This is a genomic window from Nocardia albiluteola, from assembly GCF_018860155.1.
Classification (GTDB): domain Bacteria; phylum Actinomycetota; class Actinomycetes; order Mycobacteriales; family Mycobacteriaceae; genus Nocardia; species Nocardia albiluteola.
Genome location: NZ_JAHKNI010000015.1, coordinates 124,739 through 142,493 on the forward strand (window position 1 = coordinate 124,739; position 17,755 = coordinate 142,493).

17 protein-coding genes are annotated in these 17,755 nt (G+C 68.9%); 7 read left to right on the forward strand and 10 right to left on the reverse strand.

Annotated elements, in window-relative coordinates:
• Positions 1-53: 53 nt before the first annotated feature.
• Positions 54-989, reverse strand: a complete 936-nt coding sequence (locus KO481_RS34450) for an aldo/keto reductase (RefSeq protein WP_215922687.1) — start codon at positions 987-989, stop codon at positions 54-56.
• Positions 990-1,084: 95 nt separating this feature from the next.
• Between KO481_RS34450 and KO481_RS34455 the strand changes: the two genes are divergently transcribed.
• A complete protein-coding gene (locus KO481_RS34455) occupies positions 1,085-2,881 on the forward strand; it encodes a gamma-glutamyltransferase family protein (RefSeq protein WP_215922688.1) in 1,797 nt (598 codons plus the stop codon).
• Between the two features lie 179 nt (positions 2,882-3,060).
• Positions 3,061-4,488: an aspartate ammonia-lyase gene (aspA, locus tag KO481_RS34460; protein ID WP_215922689.1), complete on the forward strand. Its 1,428-nt coding sequence runs from the start codon at positions 3,061-3,063 to the stop codon at positions 4,486-4,488.
• 21 nt (positions 4,489-4,509) lie between these two features.
• Here aspA and KO481_RS34465 read toward each other — a convergent pair whose 3' ends face one another.
• The 3 genes from KO481_RS34465 to KO481_RS34475 form a co-directional block, all read right to left on the reverse strand.
• The gene (locus KO481_RS34465) at positions 4,510-5,181 is read right to left on the reverse strand and encodes a CPBP family intramembrane glutamic endopeptidase (protein ID WP_215922690.1); all 672 of its coding nucleotides are present in this window, start codon (positions 5,179-5,181) and stop codon (positions 4,510-4,512) included.
• Positions 5,182-5,232: 51 nt separating this feature from the next.
• Positions 5,233-5,994, reverse strand: a complete 762-nt coding sequence (locus tag KO481_RS34470; protein WP_215922691.1) for a 3-hydroxyacyl-CoA dehydrogenase — start codon at positions 5,992-5,994, stop codon at positions 5,233-5,235.
• Positions 5,995-6,168: 174 nt separating this feature from the next.
• Positions 6,169-7,398: a cytochrome P450 family protein gene (locus KO481_RS34475; protein ID WP_215922692.1), complete on the reverse strand. Its 1,230-nt coding sequence runs from the start codon at positions 7,396-7,398 to the stop codon at positions 6,169-6,171.
• Positions 7,399-7,806: 408 nt separating this feature from the next.
• On the opposite strand from KO481_RS34475, the gene KO481_RS34480 reads away from it, so the two are divergent.
• The 3 genes from KO481_RS34480 to KO481_RS34490 all read left to right on the forward strand — a co-directional run bounded on the left by KO481_RS34480 (position 7,807) and on the right by KO481_RS34490 (position 10,951).
• Positions 7,807-9,156, forward strand: coding sequence for a hypothetical protein (locus KO481_RS34480; RefSeq protein WP_215922693.1), 1,350 nt, complete (start codon positions 7,807-7,809; stop codon positions 9,154-9,156).
• A gap of 89 nt (positions 9,157-9,245) precedes the next feature.
• Entirely contained in the window at positions 9,246-10,175 is a 930-nt protein-coding gene (locus KO481_RS34485; protein WP_308166882.1) for an ABC transporter ATP-binding protein, read from the forward strand.
• A complete protein-coding gene (locus tag KO481_RS34490; protein WP_215922771.1) occupies positions 10,175-10,951 on the forward strand; it encodes an ABC transporter permease in 777 nt (258 codons plus the stop codon). Before KO481_RS34485 ends, KO481_RS34490 begins: the two co-directional genes overlap by 1 nt.
• On the opposite strand, the gene KO481_RS34495 is transcribed toward KO481_RS34490, so the two are convergent.
• On the reverse strand, positions 10,952-11,362 hold the full coding sequence (locus KO481_RS34495) for a DUF3052 family protein (protein ID WP_215922694.1): 411 nt from the start codon (positions 11,360-11,362) through the stop codon (positions 10,952-10,954).
• A 150-nt stretch (positions 11,363-11,512) separates the two neighbouring features.
• Between KO481_RS34495 and KO481_RS34500 the strand changes: the two genes are divergently transcribed.
• Positions 11,513-12,244, forward strand: coding sequence for a PP2C family protein-serine/threonine phosphatase (locus KO481_RS34500; RefSeq protein ID WP_308166883.1), 732 nt, complete (start codon positions 11,513-11,515; stop codon positions 12,242-12,244).
• A gap of 22 nt (positions 12,245-12,266) precedes the next feature.
• Here the strand turns inward: KO481_RS34500 and KO481_RS34505 are convergent, their stop codons facing one another.
• Both KO481_RS34505 and mscL read right to left on the reverse strand, forming a co-directional pair.
• Positions 12,267-12,701, reverse strand: coding sequence for a DoxX family protein (locus KO481_RS34505; RefSeq protein WP_215922695.1), 435 nt, complete (start codon positions 12,699-12,701; stop codon positions 12,267-12,269).
• Between the two features lie 83 nt (positions 12,702-12,784).
• Positions 12,785-13,264, reverse strand: coding sequence for a large conductance mechanosensitive channel protein MscL (gene mscL / locus KO481_RS34510; protein WP_215922696.1), 480 nt, complete (start codon positions 13,262-13,264; stop codon positions 12,785-12,787).
• A 105-nt stretch (positions 13,265-13,369) separates the two neighbouring features.
• Between mscL and KO481_RS34515 the strand changes: the two genes are divergently transcribed.
• Entirely contained in the window at positions 13,370-13,714 is a 345-nt protein-coding gene (locus KO481_RS34515; RefSeq protein WP_215922697.1) for a hypothetical protein, read from the forward strand.
• A 138-nt stretch (positions 13,715-13,852) separates the two neighbouring features.
• Here KO481_RS34515 and KO481_RS34520 read toward each other — a convergent pair whose 3' ends face one another.
• From KO481_RS34520 to KO481_RS34530, 3 genes are all read right to left on the reverse strand, one after another.
• Positions 13,853-14,062 carry a hypothetical protein gene (locus KO481_RS34520; RefSeq protein WP_215922698.1) on the reverse strand — a complete coding sequence of 70 codons (210 nt, stop codon included), beginning with the start codon at positions 14,060-14,062 and terminating at the stop codon, positions 13,853-13,855.
• Between the two features lie 223 nt (positions 14,063-14,285).
• Positions 14,286-15,995, reverse strand: coding sequence for an AMP-binding protein (locus KO481_RS34525; RefSeq protein ID WP_215922699.1), 1,710 nt, complete (start codon positions 15,993-15,995; stop codon positions 14,286-14,288).
• The gene (locus KO481_RS34530; protein WP_215922700.1) at positions 15,992-17,635 is read right to left on the reverse strand and encodes an AMP-binding protein; all 1,644 of its coding nucleotides are present in this window, start codon (positions 17,633-17,635) and stop codon (positions 15,992-15,994) included. Before KO481_RS34530 ends, KO481_RS34525 begins: the two co-directional genes overlap by 4 nt.
• Between the last annotated feature and the right edge of the window lie 120 nt (positions 17,636-17,755).

Here is a 17,755-nt window from a genome sequence, read left to right on the forward strand (position 1 = left end):
TCGGTTCGCCCGCACCGGATCAGGTCCCGGGGCAGCTGCGCCCAGGGGCGAATTTACTTGCGGCTCTTGAACATCCGCGAGATGCCGCCCAGCGAAGGGCCGGCCGCCGCGGCGGGGGCACTCACCGCCGAGAGGGCGGCGAAATCCTCATCGCTCAGCGAGACCTGCGCCGCGGCAACATTTTCCTCCAGGTGTGCCACGCTGGAGGTGCCGGGGATCGGCAGCATCACCGGCGAGCGGCGCAGCAGCCAGGCCAGCGCGAGCTGGGAGGGCGTCGCGACGTGGTCCTTCGCGATCGCCTCCAGCGGGCCGCCCGGCCGGGCGAGTTCGCCGGTGGCCATGGGGAACCACGGTATGAACGCGATCTGATGGGCCTGGGTGTAGTCGACCAGCTTCTCCGCGCTGCGGTCGGACAGGTTGTACAGGTTCTGCACCGAGACGATGGGCGCCATCTTGCGCGCGGCCTCCAGCTGCGCGACGGTGACCTGGGACAGGCCGATGTGGCGGATCTTGCCCTCCTGCCGCAGCGCGGCCAGCTCGCCGAGCTGGTCGGCCAGCGGTACCTTGGGATCGATGCGGTGCAGCTGGAACAGGTCGATGCGCTCGACCCCGAGGTGGCGCAGGCTCAATTCCGCCTGCTGGCGCAGATACTCGGGCCGGCCCAGCGGCAGCCACTCGCCCGGGCGGGGCCGGGTCAGGCCCGCCTTGGTGGCGATGACCAGATCCTCGGGATACGGATGCAGCGCCTTGCGAATCAGCTGCTCACTGACGAACGGCCCGTACGAGTCGGCGGTATCGATGAACGTGACCCCCAGCTCGACCGCGCGCCGCAGCACGCGCACCGCCTCGTCCGGATCCTTGGGCTCGCCCCAGACACCGGTGCCGGTGAGTTGCATCGAGCCGAATCCGAGGCGATTGATCGGTAGGTCGCCACCGAGGGTGAAGCTTCCGGATGCGGCGGCGGGACGTGACTCGGTGGGGGTGGCCATGATTCCTTCCGAACGACTGATCGAACTGGGCTCCACACTAGTCATGCGGGAGTGTCTCGGCTTCCCGTTGAACCTTTTCCTCGAGGAGTGCGACGATGTTCACCACGCGACCCACCCTGCAGGGGACCTTCGGCATGGTCTCCTCCACGCACTGGCTGGCCTCGCAATCGGCGATGGCGGTGCTGGAGGCGGGCGGTAACGCCTTCGACGCCGCGGTCGCGGCGGGATTCGTGCTGCACGTGGTGGAACCCCATCTCAACGGCCCCGCGGGCGAGGTGCCGATGATTCTGGCGCCGTCGGGCGGACCGGTCCGGGTGCTGTGCGGGCAGGGGCCGGCGCCGGCGGGCGCGAGCATCGGGCGCTACACCGCGCTGGGGCTGGAATTGATTCCCGGCTCGGGCCCGCTGGCCGCGTCCGTGCCCGGATCCTTCGACGCCTGGATGGTGCTGCTGCGCGACTACGGCACGTGGCCGCTCGACGAGGTGCTGAAATATGCGATCGGGTACGCGGAGCACGGTCACCCGCCCGTACCCCGGATTGCCGCGACCGTGGAGACCGTGCGGGAACTGTTCGAGACCGAGTGGACGACCTCGGCCGAGGTGTACCTGCCCGGGGGTCGCGCGCCCGAACCGGGCACGCTGTTCCGGAATCCGGCGCTGGCCGCCACCTGGCGGCGACTGCTCGATGAGGCGGGCGCCGCGGGCGGCGACCGGGAGGCGCGGATCGAGGCGGCGCGGCGGGTGTGGCGGGAGGGATTCATCGCCGAGGCGCTCGTGGCCGCGGCCGCCCGGCCCGCCATGGACACCTCGGGCGAGCGGCACGCCGGAGTGCTCACCGGGGACGACTTCGCCTCGTACGAGGCGAGTTTCGAGGATCCGGTGCGCTTCGAGCGCGACGGGTGGACGATCTGCAAGGCGGGCCCCTGGTCGCAGGCGCCGGTGCTGGCGCAACAGCTCGCACTGCTGCCGGGCGAACTGCCCGAGTACGGCTCGGCCGAATACGTGCACCTGCTGATCGAGGGCTGCAAGCTGGCGATGGCCGATCGCGAGGCCTGGTACGGCGACGCCGCGCCGGTCCCGCTGGACGAGCTGCTATCGGCCGAATACAACACGGCCAGAAGGGCTCTCATCGGCGCGGAGGCGTCGTACGCGTTGCGGCCCGGCAGCCCGGGCGGGCGGACCCCGGTGCTGAGCAAGCATGCGCTCGCGGTCGCCGCCGGCGCGGGCGGGCAGCAAGCGGCCGCCGGGCTCGGCGCCGGTGAGCCGACGGTCGCCAAGAACGGCGAAACCCGCGGCGACACCTGCCATCTCGACATCGTCGACCGGTGGGGCAACATGATCGCCGCCACCCCGTCCGGCGGCTGGCTGCAGTCCAATCCCGTGGTGCCGGAACTGGGTTTCCCGCTCGGCTCGCGCCTGCAGATGGCCTGGCTCGATCCGGGCCTGCCCAATTCGCTCACCCCCGGCCGTCGCCCGCGCACCACCCTGAGCCCGTCGCTGGCATTGCGGGGCGGCGTGCCGGTCATGGCGTTCGGCACGCCCGGCGGCGATCAGCAGGACCAGTGGCAGCTGCACTTCTTCCTGTCGGTCGCGCTGCGGGCACCGGTGCGCGGCGGGCTGGATCTGCAGGGCGCGATCGATGCGCCCAACTGGCACAACGATTCGTTCCCGGGCTCGTTCTATCCGCGCGCGATGAATCCGGGGTCGGTGACCGTCGAGTCCCGGATCGGGCAGGACGTGATCGAGGGGTTGCGGCGGCGTGGTCACGCGGTGACCGTCGGCGAGGCATGGTCCGAGGGGCGGTTGTGTGCGGTGGCCCGCGACCCGGAGACGGGTGTGCTGTCGGCGGGTGCGAATCCGCGCGGCATGCAGGGCTATGCCGTCGGACGATGATGCTTTATTACACAAGTTAATGGCGCATGAACTATGTGCCATTGAGGGGTGGTATGTACCGTCGGATCGAGGTAGGGTTTACCACGCGCTAACCGGCGCGTTTGTATGGGAGCGCCGCGGACCGAGGATACCCCTTCGGTCTCGGTGCGCCCGCTACTGACGAAGGACTTGCTGGCACGATGACCGCCCCCACCCGCCGCGAACATGATCTGCTCGGGGATCGCGACGTCCCCGCCGACGCCTACTGGGGTGTGCATACCCTCCGTGCGAGCGAAAACTTCCCGATCACCGGCACCCGGCTGTCCAGCTACGCGCACATGGTCGACGCGCTGGCCGCGGTGAAGGAGGCGGCCGCGCGCGCCAACGAGAAGCTCGGGCTGCTCCCCTCGGACAAGGCCGCGGCGATTACTCGCGCCTGCAGGGAGATTCGCGAGGAGGGCCGTCTGCACGATCAGTTCATCGTCGACGTCATCCAGGGCGGCGCCGGTACCTCGACCAACATGAACGCCAACGAGGTGATCGCGAACCGGGCGCTCGAGATCCTGGGCCACGCGAAGGGCGAGTACGGGCACCTGCATCCGAACGAGGACGTCAACCTCAGCCAGTCCACCAACGACGCCTATCCGACCGCCGTGCGCGTGGCCACGATCCTGGCCGTACGCGAGCTGCTGGACGCGATGACGGTGCTGCGCAAGGCCTTTGCGGCCAAGTCCGTGGAATTCCACGACATCCTCAAGATGGGCCGCACCCAGTTGCAGGACGCGGTGCCGATGACCCTGGGGCAGGAGTTCTCCGCCTATGCGGTGATGCTCGAGGAGGATCAGAGCCGGCTGGCCGAGGCCGTGCTGCTGATGCACGAGATCAATCTCGGTGCCACCGCGATCGGCACCCGGCTCAACGCCCCGGAGGGGTACTGCGAGGCCGTGCGCGGGCAGCTGGCGGAGATCACCGGCATGCCGCTGGTGACCGCCTCGAATCTGGTTGAGGCGACGCAGGATTGCGGTGCGTTCGTGCAGCTGTCGGGCGTGCTCAAGCGGATCGCGGTCAAGCTGTCCAAGACGTGCAACGATCTGCGGCTGCTGTCCTCGGGTCCGCGTGCGGGCCTGAACGAGATCAATCTGCCCGCGATGCAGGCCGGTTCGTCGATCATGCCGGGCAAGGTCAATCCGGTGATCCCGGAGGTGGTCAATCAGGTGGCCTTCGAGGTCATCGGCAACGACATGACGATCACCATGGCCGCCGAGGCGGGGCAGTTGCAGCTCAACGCCTTCGAGCCGATCATCCTGCATTCGCTGTCCAAGAGCATCACCCACCTGGGCGCGGCCTGCCGTACCCTCGCCGAGCGCTGCGTCACCGGCATCACCGCCAACGCGGAGGTCACCCACGCGATGGTGCAGAACTCCATCGGCCTGGTCACCGCCCTGAACCCGTACATCGGCTATACCGCCGCCACCGAAATCGCCAAGGAGGCACTGGCTTCGGGCCGCGGCGTGGCCGAGCTGGTGCTCGAGAAGGGCCTGCTGCCGCCCGAGCGCCTGGCCGCCATCCTGCGGCCCGAGGAGCTCGCCGGGCTCGGCGAGGCGCCCGCGGTGGAGGTCGTCGCCTGAGACCGCGCCGCTGCCGATCGCTCAGGCCCGGGAGGCGAGTTCGCGATCGGCGGCGGCGCCGTGGTAGAAGTACTGCCCCAAACCGACTGTGAAGACGAGTATTCCGTACACCGAATGCTCGACCGACGCGGTGAACAGCGAATTGGTCTGCAGGTAGCGCAGCGCGAAGATCCAGCCGCCGGCCCCGCTCAGCACGACCGAGACCCAGCTGCCGAAGACGATGTGCACGTAGCCGAATGCGGCCGCGCTCGCGGCCACCAGCCCGAGGCCATCGCCGAAAACCGGTGCGTAGCGGTGGAACAGGAACGAGCGGTACACCAGCTCCTGCGGATATACGCTCAGCACCGGGTACAACACCATCACCGCCAGCCACAGCCAGGGATTGCGGCGGGGGAGTTCGAACAGCCTGTCCCGCCGCAGCGCGGCCACGGCCGCGGTGAGCCCCAGGGCGCTCGTCGCGGCCAGCGCGCCCATCGGGCGGATCTGCGTGCGCAACGCCCGGGAGCGCCACAGCGCGTCGCGATCGAAGCCGGGGGAGCGGCGCAGGTACGCGCTCGCGCCGAGGGCCAGCGCCAGCAGCGCGGGAATCGGCGGGGTGCCGCGCAGCTTGGCGTTGTACACGGTGGTGGCGCCGAAGAACAGGGCCGCGTACTCGGCGGCGAGGTAGACCCGCCGCCACCGTCGAATCCTCACGAACACACGATAGTTCGCGCCGGTGTGGCGCGCAGTGCGACGCTGCCTACCTCAGCGCGGCGCCATCCGGATGGCGCCGTCGAGACGGATGGTCTCGCCGTTGAGCATCGGGTTCTCGACGATGTGCCGGGCCAGCGCCGCGTACTCGGTCGGGTCGCCCAGGCGGGCCGGGTGCGGCACCTGCGCGCCCAGCGCGGCGATGGCCTCGTCGGGCAGCGTCGCGAACAGCGGGGTGTGGAACAGGCCCGGGGCGATGGTGACGACCCGGATGTTGACGTTCGCCAGATCGCGGGCGATCGGCAGGGTCATGCCCACGATGCCGCCCTTGGAGGCGGAGTAGGCGGCCTGTCCGATCTGGCCGTCGTAGGCCGCGACCGAAGCGGTGTTGATGATCACGCCGCGCTCCTCGCCGTCCAGCTCGGTGGCCGAGATGCGCTCGGCGGCAAGGCGGATGACATTGAACGTGCCGATCAGGTTGACCGTGACGACCTTGGTGAACGCGTCGAGCGGGAACGCGCCCTTCTTGCTGACCGTCTTGATCGCATTGCCGATGCCCGCGCAGTTCACCGCGATCCGCAGCGTGCCCAGTGCCTGCGCGGCATCCAGGGCCGCGGCCACCTGCTCCTCGCTGGTCACGTCGGTCGGCGCGAAGACCACGCCCTCGCCCAGCTCCTTGGCGATGGCCTCGCCGTTGGAGGAGGGCAGGTCCACGATGACGACCTTGGCGCCCTGGCCGTGCAGCTCCCGCACGGTCGCCAGGCCCAATCCGGAGGCGCCGCCGGTCACCACGGCGACGGCGTTGTTGATCTGCATGAGACGGTTCCCTTCTGCTCTCGTCCGCTCGAGGTTAACCGTCGCACGCGGATTAAGTAAATATTGCTTCGCTACACCAGTGAATGAAACGTGTTACAGTTTGCTTGGTGTTACGGCAGGTGGCAACGGTCTGCTTGCGAACCTGCGGCGCGACGTTGTTATTCGCACCGGCACCTATCGCAGCCGCACGGGGAACTCGGTCATGCCATGGATCAGCGTGCTGGGCTGCCAGGCGACCGTGGCCGCCTCCGGCGTCATCGACATGTCGGGGAAGCGTTGCACCAGCCCCCGGAAGGCGATATCGGCCTCCAGCCTGGCCAGCGGCGCGCCGACGCAATAGTGGATGCCGTGGCCGAAGGCCAGGTGCCCGGCGGTCTCGCCGGCCAGATCCAGATTCTCCGGATCGGCGAAGCGGGCCGGATCGCGATTGGCCGCGCCCAGCGCGACGAGCACGAATTCGCCCTCGGGGATATCGATCCCGGCGATCCGCACCGGCTCCCCGGTGTACCGGAAGGTGGACCAGCCCACCGGCCCATCGTGCCGCAGGAACTCCTCCACCGCGGCCGGGGTGCTCGACGGGTCCTCCCGCAGCGCACGCAGCTGTGCCGGATTGAACAGCAGGGCACGAGTGCCGTTGGCGATCAGGTTCACCGTCGTCTCGTGCCCCGCCACCAGCAGCAGGAAGGCCATCGAGACCAGCTCCTGCTCCGACAGGCGGTCGTCCTCGTCGCTGGCCAGGACCAGTCCGGACAGCAGATCCTCGCCCGGCTCGGCCCGCTTGCCCTCCACCAGATCGTGCAGGTAGAGCGACATCTCCGCGGCCGCGGTGCCGACCTCCTCCTCGGTGGCCTTGGCCCCGCCCAGCAGCAGCTTGGTCCAGCGCTGGAAGCGCTCGCGGTCCTCGAACGGCACCCCCAGCAGTTCGCAGATCACCGTGACCGGCAGGGGGACGGCGAAGGCCTGGAGCAGATCGACCTCGTCGCTGCCCTCCATCGCGTCCAGCAGCGCATCGGTGATCTCCTGGATGCGGGGGCGCAGCGCGTTCACCGCGCGGGCAGTGAAGGCCTTGTTGACCAGCTTGCGCAGGCGGGTGTGATCCGGCGGATCGCTGTTGAGCATGTGCACCGAGAGGTCGAAACTGCCCGGGTTCGCGAAGAACTGCTGGGTGTTCTTGCGCTCGAACACTTCCCGCATCCCGGCCACGCCCTTGAGCAGCCGGTGATCGGCCAGGGCGGCGCGCGCCTCCTCGTAGCCGATGACGACCCAGGCGGGAACGCCGTTGCGGGGCATCCGAACCCGCACCACCGGCCCGGTCTCGCGCCAGCGGGCATAGTAGACATGGGGATCGGCGAAGAAATCGTCGCCGAGCTCATCGATTCTCTGGGGGCTCTCGGTGTTGACCATCGTGTCCTCGTAATGTCCAGCGGCCGTGGGTCGGTCGCGCTCGGCTGTGCGGCGATCGGCCTCACCCCACCCAACGTACCTGTCGGTAGCGGCAACCAGTTGGGCTGCAATCGATCACGAATGTCGCGAATGGGGTTGGTGAGACGCCGGATTCGGCGGAGTGGTTAAGCTTGGTACGAAAGCGGGCGAGCCGCCCAGTGGGTACCGTCCGGTACTGCGGCTCGGGTTCAGTCCCGTGGACGGCCGCGGCTGACTCCTCTCGGCGTGTCGCGCGCGCCACGCCGTATTTTGGCCATTGTCGGCAAACGTGCGGTTTCGCCGATGGCGGTCGATCGACTATTAATGCTATGTGCCACTACCAACCGTGACCCCTTGGCTGTCGCAGAATCTCACCCTCCTGGAGGCGCGATGACCATCGAGCGCTCCGGTGAGGACGATGTCACGCATCTGGCCAGACGCGTCGAGCATGCCCGTGGCCGCCTGGCCTATCAGTTCGACCCCGCACTGACCGAAGCCCTGTCCGAAGACGAGCTGCGTGCCGAACGCGATCTCGCCGAGAAGATTCGAGAGGCCGAGCGGGATCAGCGCTGGAAGCATGTCCAGGCCGCGGCCCAAGCCTCCGACGAAGCCCGGACCACCTCTCAGAAGATCGCGAAAGCCGACATGCGTGATCTGTTGCTCGCCCGCCGCGCCCTGGCCGCGCAGCGGCGCGAATCGAGCCCGCACGCCAAACTTGCCTCGCTGTACCGGCATCGGGCGTGGTCGCTGCGCGCGCTGGCCGGTGTCGTCGCGTCCGGCATGCTCTGGTCCGCGGTCAACGTGCAGCACAACATCGCGCCCGGCGGCCCCAGTGATCCGCTGTACTGGTTCAGCTACCTGCTCGAGGCCATGATCAGCGTCTGTCTGGTCATCATCATGATCGGCACCAACAAGGTCGCCGAGTGGGGCATCCTGGACAGCCGCAGGCAGGTCGCGATTGCCGAATTGGCCCTGCTGTCACTGACTGTCGGCCTCAACACCTATCCGTACATCCGCCGCGGTGACTGGTACGACGTGGGCGTGCACGCGGTCGCCCCGGTGATGATCGGTGTCGCGCTGCTCATCCACCACGCGGCCAGCTCCCGGTACGGGCTGGCCATCGCGCACGCCACCGAGCAGGTGCGCGACCTCCCCGATCCCTCCGAGCAGATCCGGCGCACGATGCCGACGTTCGTGAGCTTCTTCCGCCAGAACGTCTCGCCCGACGTGACGCGCCCCAGCGGCGCCCTCACGGCGCTGCCCAGTGGCCACGAGCCCGCGGCGGCCGAGAGCGCCAAGCGCATGGATCCCGTTGCGGAGCAGGACAAGCCGGCCACGGTGGACGTGGACGACATCGACGCGTACCGTTCGACGCTTCCGGACGACACGACCGTCACCGCGGAGACCCACACTCCCAAACCGGAATTCCGCACCTCCTCCGACGGCTGGCTGACCAGCAAGGATGTCAACGGCCGGGAGACCAACGGCGGCAACGGAAACGGGGCCAAGCGCAACGGCAACACCAACGGATCCGCCGCCAACGGCAGGCCCGCGAGCAACGGGGCGCCCGCGGCCAACGGCCCGGATACCGATGCCGCGCAGGACGATTCCGCGAACGGGTACGACACCGGCCAGTTCCGCATCGCCGAGACCCTCGAGCAGGAGCTTGCCGAGCTGCGCGCCGAGCGTCGCCGGGCCCGCGCCAGCCGGCAGCGGACCTCCACCTTCAGCGAGGACTGACCGCGGGTAAACAACATATAGGCACCGCGTGTGAACCCTCTCCGGCCTTCGGAGAGGGTTCACACGCGTCGGAAGAGGTAAGGGCCCGAGTGGCCGGTTTGCGACGTTCGCCCGGGGTGGCGCTGCGCGCGCCGCTCGAGTGGGGCAGGGTTGGTGACGTGGACGGAATCGTTCTGGAGCAACTCGGGGTGAGTTACGGGGAAACGCCCGTATTCGCCGATATCACCGTGACCCTGCCGGGCGGGCGGTGCACCGCGATCGTGGGGCCGAGCGGCGTCGGCAAGACCACGCTGCTGCGGCTGCTCAATCGGCTCGCCGAACCGAGTGCCGGGCGGATCCTGCTGGACGGTGTGCCGATCACCGAGCTCGACGTGCTGGAGCTGCGACGGCGAGTGGGGCTGATACCGCAGCGGGCGACACTGCTCGCGGACATCGTCGTCGACGAGGTGCGGGTGGCCCGCCCCGAGCTGACCGCCACCGATGCCGCGGCGCTGCTGGTGCGGGCCGGGCTGCCCGAGACCTTCCTGCACCGTCAGTGCGCCGAGCTGTCCGGCGGCGAGGCGCAGCGGGTGTGCCTGGCGCGCGGGCTGGCCGTGCGGCCCGACGTGCTCGTGCTGGACGAGCCGACCTCGGCGCTGGACGAGGTGGCCGCCGCCGCGGTCGCGAAACTCATCGCCGAGCACACCGCGGGCGGCGGCGCGGTCGTCCTGGTCAGTCATGACAGCGGTTTCGTCGGCACGGTCGCCGACGACATCCTGCTCATGGAGGGCGGGCGCCTGTCCCGCCTCGGCGAGTCCGATGGTGGCCACCTCGGCGGGACGGACTCCGACTCGGTTCGGGGCGAAGCAGACCGGGCCGCGAGAATCGGGGCCGGCACCGAGCAGGCGGGGGTAGCTCAGGCCCACGAAGATCACGCGTCGGCCGTCGAGGCCGAGGGCGCTGACGCCGACGGGTTCCGGACCCGGGAAACCCAGGCCGAGGTGGCGCCGACGCAGGCACTCGAGGATCGGGAAGCGTGATGGTACAAGGTCTTTCGGTTCCGGACTGGACGGGCGTCGGCGCCTCGGTGCTCCTGGTGGCCCTAGCGGCCCTCATCGCCTATCGGCAGCACCTACACCTGACGCGGGAGTTGCTCATCGCCGCGTTGCGGGCCGGGGTACAGCTGATCGCCGTCGGCGCGATCCTGCTGGTTGTGTTCCGGCGCACCGGATTACCGGGCGCGCTGGTCTGGGTGGTGCTGATGATCATCATCGCCGGACAGGTCGCCGGGCGGCGCGGCGCCGGGTTGCCGCACGCGATCCGCTCGGCCACCATCGGGGTCGCCTTCGGTTCGACCATCACCCTCGGCGCGCTGATACTGCTGCACGTCATCTCCACCCAGGCCCGGGTGGTGGTCCCGGTCGGCGGCATGATCGTGTCGGGCTCGATGCAGGCCACCGGCGTCGCGCTGCGCCGCCTGCGGGAGGACGCGCGCGAGGCCCGTCCGGCCATCGAGGCCCGCCTGTGCCTCGGACTGCCCGCGCACCAGGCATTCCTGCCGTACCGGCGTTCGGCGCTGCGCACGGCGCTCGTACCGACGATCGATGCGACCAAGGTCGTCGGACTGATCAGCCTGCCCGGCGCGATGACCGGCCTGATCCTGGCCGGGGTCGAGCCCTTGACCGCCATCCGCTACCAGATCGTGGTCATGTACATGCTGCTGGCCGCGACGGCGTTGGCCGCCCTCGCCGCCGCCCGCGTGGCCGAGCGCTATCTGTTCGACGACGCGCAGCGCCTCCTGGTGCTGCCCGCGTGACTACCCGCCGGTGCGGTCGGCCAGGCGCACGACGAAGCGCAGCGCCGACCAGTCCTGGTCGACCGCGCAGATCTTGTTGTCCACCAGTCCGGCGGCCAGCCCGTACGCGCGGACCTCGGCCTCGTGGAGATCGGTGGTGAGGGCGCCGGACGCCTTGGGCCAGGCGATCCAGAGTCCCCCGGACGGGGTCAGCCGGGTGCGCCAGTGCGCGAAATGCCGTGCGAGAGCGGCACGGTCGGGGCAGAAGCCGACAATCACGTCGTAGACGCCGCGGCCGGCCCGGCGATGCACCTCGACGTCCTCCGGGAGCGGCGAGACCGTGAATCCGGCGGGCGCGTCACCCACCAGCACCCGATGTCCCGGCTTGATACCAAGTTTCCGGGGCAGCGGCGTGCCCGAGTATCCGGCCATAGAATCAGATAATCCCCGTCCGTTCGGGCGCGTGCGACAGTTCTCAGGAATCCATCAGACGTCTCTGGTGTTGCCCATACGTACAGGGGGTTTACTGAAAGTGCTGCTGATCAGCAGCGTCGGGCACAGCTGAGTCCAAGGAGGCCGGCCGTGGACAGTGCAGTTACCGCCGCGTTTTCTCGTCGCGAGTTGATCCGCGTGCCGGGCATCTCGGGCGCCTCGGTGAGCAGGCGCGGACCGCGCTCGCTCAATGCCGACGCCGCGGCCAGCTGGACCGATCAGGACACCGGGCACCTCGCATTCGTGGTCGCGGATGGCGTCGGCGATCATCTGCCCGCGGCCCGGGCCGCGCGCCTGGTCGCCGCGACGGCCGCCCAGGCCGGTGCCCGCGCTGGGGCCAAGGCCGGAATCCTTGCCGCGCAGGGGGAATTGCTGCGGCAGCTGCCCGAGCAGGAGGCCGACAGCGTCCTGGTCGTAGCGGTGCGGTCCGTGCTGGGCGGGCCGTGGGACATCGCCTGGGTCGGCGACTGCCGCGCCTACCGGTGGAACGGGCGGGTGCTGCACCAGATCACCAACGATCACACCGTGGCCGAATACTTTCGGGCGCTGGGCCGCCCCGCGCCGCCGCGGACGAGCCACCTGGTGACGACCTCCGCCCGCACCGCCGCCGCGGCGGACATCGGGCAGGCCGAGACCGGGGTCAGCGACGGCAGGCTGCTGCTGAGCACCGACGGCGTGCACAAGCGGCTGGACATGCCGGCGATCAAGGACATCCTGGCGCGCCCCGCGACGCCGGGAGTCGCCGCGGATGCCCTGGTGGAGGGCGCCCGCGCGGCCGGTAGCACCGACAACGCCACCGCGCTGGTGGTGGACTGCTTCTAAAGGCGCGCCGGTGCGCGGCGCCTCATAGCGCCGCGAGCACACAGGCGCCGAGGAACAGCACCTGTACCGCGCCGCGCAGCGGCAGCGGCATGGACTTGATGCCCAGATCCCCTCGGGCGGCACGGATATTGGCCGGAAACAGCGCGATCATCAACAGCGCCAGGCAGATTGCCGCCGCGGGCGCGACGGGCGGTATCAGAAGGCCTGCGGCGCCCGCCAATTCGAGTACCCCGGTGAGGGTCACCAGCATCGCCGCGGACGGGAGTCGCGGCGGCACCATCGCGATGAGCGCGTCGCGTCGCGGCTGCAGGAAGTGGGCGCTGGCCGTGAGCACGAGCATGGCCGCCAGGCCGAGGCGCACGGCGTGCGGCCAGGAGTCCGGCCAGTGGCCCAGATGTCCCCACCCGGCGAGGCGGGTGAGTCCGGCGACGACGACGAGAACGAGTAGCGGTGCCATCGGAAGCTCCTGTGGATCGGCCCTAATCTTTACAGTGGAAAGATTAGGGCCGATCCCGGCAACTTGTCAATGGCAAGTTTGGCTCAGTGCGTCGCGCGCGGGCCCGGTGCGGCGTGGTGGCGGCCGGTGGGGTAGGCGTCGGCGCCGAGATCCTCGTCGTCGTCGTAGTAGACCGCGTCGCGGTCGGCACGTTCTGCGAGCAGGTCGCGGATCTCGGCCAGCAGCTCCTCCTGCGTGGCCTTCTTCTCCCCGGGCTTGCCGAAGCGCTTCTTCAGTGTGTTCATCGGCAGGATGAGTACGAAGTACAGCACGGCGGCGACCATCACGAAGTCGATGGCGGCGCTGATGATCGGGCCGATCGCGACGAAGGTGGACGGCTTTCCGGAGATCAGCTGAAAGCCGAGGCCGAGCTGGCTGTTGCCGCCCAGCACCGCCAGTAGCGGTTCCACGACTCCCTTGGTGACCGAGCTCACAATGGCTGTGAACGCGGTGCCCATCACGACCGCGACGGACAGGTCGATCACGTTTCCGCGCATCAGGAAGTCTTTGAAACCCTTGAGCATGGTGCGGCGAACCCCAATCTGAACTGTGTTATTTCTTTCCTTCCGGGAGTGTAATGCAGCGAATTTTCGGCAATCGTACCGTGTCTCAAAAAGGTAACGGCGACCGTGTTTCGCTGGTGGGATGCCATTGCGATTGCGATCGCGATCGTGCGGGCCGGGCTACGCAGCGCGGGCGGCTCCTACCGGGCCGGCGCCGGGCATGGCCGAGACGCTGCCGCCCCGCCGGCGCTCTCGCGCGCCTGGGCCGAACGTGTCGCCGCGGCGCTGGTCGAGGCCCTGAACATGGGTGCGGTGTCGCTGGAGCGGGTGGCCCGGCGCCTGGCGACCAGCCCACGCACGCTGCAGCGGCGTCTCACCGAGGCGGGTACCGCCTGGCGGCAGGAGCTGGATCGGGCCCGGCTGCGGCGCGCCACGGCGGCGGGTCCGCTGAGCCGGTCCCGGCAGGCCTAGCTGCTCGGATATGCGGACGCGGCCTCGATGCGCCGAGCGGCGCAGCGCTGGACCGTCGCCGCGCAGGCGAGGTCGGTCGTCGAGGTCGAGGCGAGCAACTTCCAGGCCCGCCTCTTCATCTCGCATGGAATCGCTTCGCTACGCCCGGATATAGCTGGCCGCGATGCTCCAGAATGTCGTGCGTTCCAGCGAACCGAGGTCCCAGCTTTCCGCGATCGCATGGGAGGCGGCGACGATGCCGGGCACGTCGAAGTCCTCGCGGGTTGCGGTGCCCTTGGCCTCGAGCGCGGCGATGACGTAGGCCGTCGCGCTCTCGCTGGTGTGGTGTGAGCTGACGTGCTGGGGCAAGGCAATCTCCAATCAGTCGCGGGTTTACAGACTGTCGATCCCGAATCAGCCGGACATGTGCTCCAGGTTTGTGTGCTGAACAATTGCCTTGCTAGCCCGGAACACGCCACTTTCGGGCAAACGCGCCACATTCAGTCGCACGCATCGGTACCCGCCGCGAACTCGGATACACCCGTGCGGACCTGCCGATGTGGAAGCGTATCCGAGTCCGATCATGATCGGATCAGGATTCGGTCGACCGGCCTTTCAGGAGTTCTTCGTAGCGGTACTCGGTTTCGATCGGGGTGCCCGCGGAATGTGCCGCCAGTTCGCGGCGACGCAGCTCCACGCGCCGGATCTTGCCCGAGATGGTCTTGGGCAGCTCGGAGAACTCGATCCGGCGCACTCGCAGGTAGGGCGCGAGATGGTCGCGGGCGTATTCGAGGATGGACCGCGCGGTGTCGCGGTCGGGTTCCCATCCGGCGGCCAGGGTTATGTACGCCTTCGGGACGGTCAGGCGGGTGTCGTCGGGTTGCGGCACCACCGCGGCCTCCACCACCGCCGGATGCTCGATCAGGATGCTCTCGAGCTCGAAGGGCGAGACCTTGTAGTCCGAGGACTTGAAGACGTCGTCGGTGCGGCCGATGTAGGTGATGTACCCGTCGGCGTCTCGTGTGGCGACGTCTCCGGTGTGGTAATAGCCGCCCGCTATCGCGGCGGCATTGCGCTCGGGATCGTTCAGGTATCCGGTCATCAGGTTGACCGGATGGGCGCTCAGATCGAGGCAGATCTCGCCCTCGTCGGCGAGCTCGCCGGTGATCGGGTCCACCAGCACCACCGGCACGCCCGGCGCCGGGCGGCCCATCGACCCCGGCTTGACCGGCTGGCCCGGGGTGTTGCCGACCTGCAGCGTGGTCTCGGTCTGGCCGAAGCCGTCGCGGATGGTCAGGCCCCAGGCCTTCTCCACCTGCGCGATCACGTCCGGATTGAGCGGCTCACCGGCGCCGAGGATTTCGCGCAGCCCCGCCGGGCGTTCGCCGAGATCGGCCTGAATCAGCATGCGCCACACCGTGGGTGGCGCGCAGAAGGTGTTGACCTCCGCCCGGCGCAACTGATTCAGCAGCGCCGCCGCGTCGAAGCGGGCGTAGTTGTAGACGAAGATCGTCGCCTCGGCGATCCACGGCGCGAAGAAGCAACTCCACGCGTGCTTGGCCCAGCCCGGTGCGCTGATCGCCAGGTGCACGTCCCCGGGCCGCACGCCGATCCAGTACATCGTGCTCAGGTGGCCGACCGGATAGCTGGTCTGGTTGTGCCGCACCATCTTCGGCTTGCTCGTGGTGCCCGAGGTGAAATACACCAGCAGCTCGTCGGAAACGTCGGTCACCGCCTCGAACGGGCCCTGCGACTCGACCGCCGCGGCGCCGGAATAGGGCAGCCAGCCGGATACGTCGTCGCCCACTACGATTCGTGTGTATTCGCCGGGTACCTCGGCGAACTTCGCGGTGTCGGCCGAGTTGGCGATCGCGAAAGCGACCGCGCCGCGCTCGATCCGGTCGGACAGGTCCGCGGGCCCCAGGGCCGCGGTGGTCGGCATGATGACCGCGCCCAGCTTGGCGACGGCCAGCAGCGCCTCCCACAGCTCGACCTGATTGCCGAGCATCAGCAGGACCCGGTCGCCACGTCGCATGCCGTGCGCGGCGAACCAGGTGGCCACCCGGTCCGAGCGGGCGGCCATCTCGTCGAAGCTCACCCGCTGCTCGCGGCCGTCTTCCTCCACGATCCACAGCGCGGTGCGGTCGTTGCCGCGGGCTATCACGTCGAACCAGTCGATGGCCCAGTTGAACGTCCCGGTCGGCCGGGGCCATTCGAAGGTGGCGCGGGCCGCCTCGTAATCCGTTGCCGCGGCTATCAGTTGGTCGCGGCCGGCGCGGTAGAGCGCTGTGTTGCCGGTCATTTCGTCTCTCCTGCGTCCTCGGGGCCGAACAGTCGTGCGGAGACCTCGCGCATCTCGACCTTCCGGATCTTTCCGGTCACCGTCATCGGAAACTCCTGCACAACGTGCACATAACGGGGAATCTTGTAGCGGGCCAGGCGGCCGTCGCAGAATGCGCGCAGCGCCTGCGCGTCCAGCGGTGCGGCGCCCTCGCGCATTCGCAGCCAGGCCACCAGCTCCTCGCCGTAGCGGGCGTCGGGCACGCCGACCACCTGGGCGTCCAGGATGTCCGAGTGGGTGTAGAGGAATTCCTCGATCTCGCGCGGGTAGATGTTCTCCCCGCCGCGGATCACCATGTCCTTGATGCGACCGGTGATCGCGACGTAGCCTTCCTCGTCCATGGTGGCCAGATCCCCGGTGTGCATCCAGCGCGCGGAATCGATTGCCTCGGCGGTCTTCTCGGGGTCGTTCCAATAGCCGAGCATGACCGAGTAACCGCGTGTGCAGAATTCACCCGGCTCGCCGCGCGGCACCGTCAGCCCGGTGTCCGGGTCCACGATCTTGATCTCGAGATGCGGGCCCACCCGGCCCACGGTGGCGGTGCGCTGGGCCAGCGAATCGTTGCGGCGGGTCTGTGTCGACACCGGCGAAGTTTCGGTCATGCCGTAGCAGATGGACACCTCGGACATGCCCATCCGCTCGATGACCTGCTTCATCACCTCCACCGGGCACGGGGATCCGGCCATGATCCCGGTGCGCAGGGTGGACAGATCGTAGGTTTCGAAGTCCGGCTCGGCGAGTTCGGCAATGAACATCGTCGGCACCCCGTACAGCGACGTACACCCCTCGGCGGCAACGGTTTCCAGTGTGGCGCGCGGATCGAAACCCTCGGCCGGAATCACCATCGCCGCGCCGTGACTGGTCGCGGCGAGATTGCCCATCACCATGCCGAAGCAGTGGTAGAACGGCACCGGGATGCAGATCCGGTCGGCGGCGGTGTAGCCGCACAGCTCGCCCACGAAATAGCCGTTGTTGAGGATGTTGTGGTGCGAGAGCGTGGCGCCCTTCGGGAATCCTGTGGTGCCCGAGGTGTATTGGATGTTGATCGGGTCGTCGGGGGACAGGTTCGCCTGCGCCGCGGCGAGTTCCGCCGGATCCCCGGCGCGGCCGGTGGTGAGCAGCGCGGTCCACTCCGGCCCGTCGAGCAGGATCACCCGTGCCAAGTCCGGGCACTCCGGGCGCGCCTGTTCGATCATCGCCGCATAGTCCGCGCCCTTGAACTCCCGGGCCGCGACCAGCAGTCGAATCCCCGCCTGCTGCAGGACATATCGCAGTTCGTGGGCGCGGTAGGAGGGGTTGATATTGACCAGGATGGCGCCGATCCTGGCGGTGGCGTACTGGGTCAGCGTCCATTCCGCCCGATTGGGGGCCCAGATGCCGACCCGATCGCCCTTGCCGATCCCGGCCGCCAGCAGCCCCAGCGCCGTCGCGTCCACCTCGGCGGCGAATTCGGCATACGTCCATCGCACCCCGGCGCGGCGGTCGATCAGGGCGTCCCGGTCCCCGTACTCGGCGACCGTGCGGTCCAGGTTGGCGCCGATGGTGTCGCCCAGCAGCGGCGCATCCCAGGCCCCGTGTGTATAACTGGCCGACCTACTCACGACTCCACCTCGCTGGCGCTCGGCTCCGTCGTGCGCAAGGCGCGCTGTGTTGATGGTTCTCTCCGCTTCGCTGCGCTCACCTCGTTAGGATCCAGGTCACATTCCCCGCCCCGCTACCCC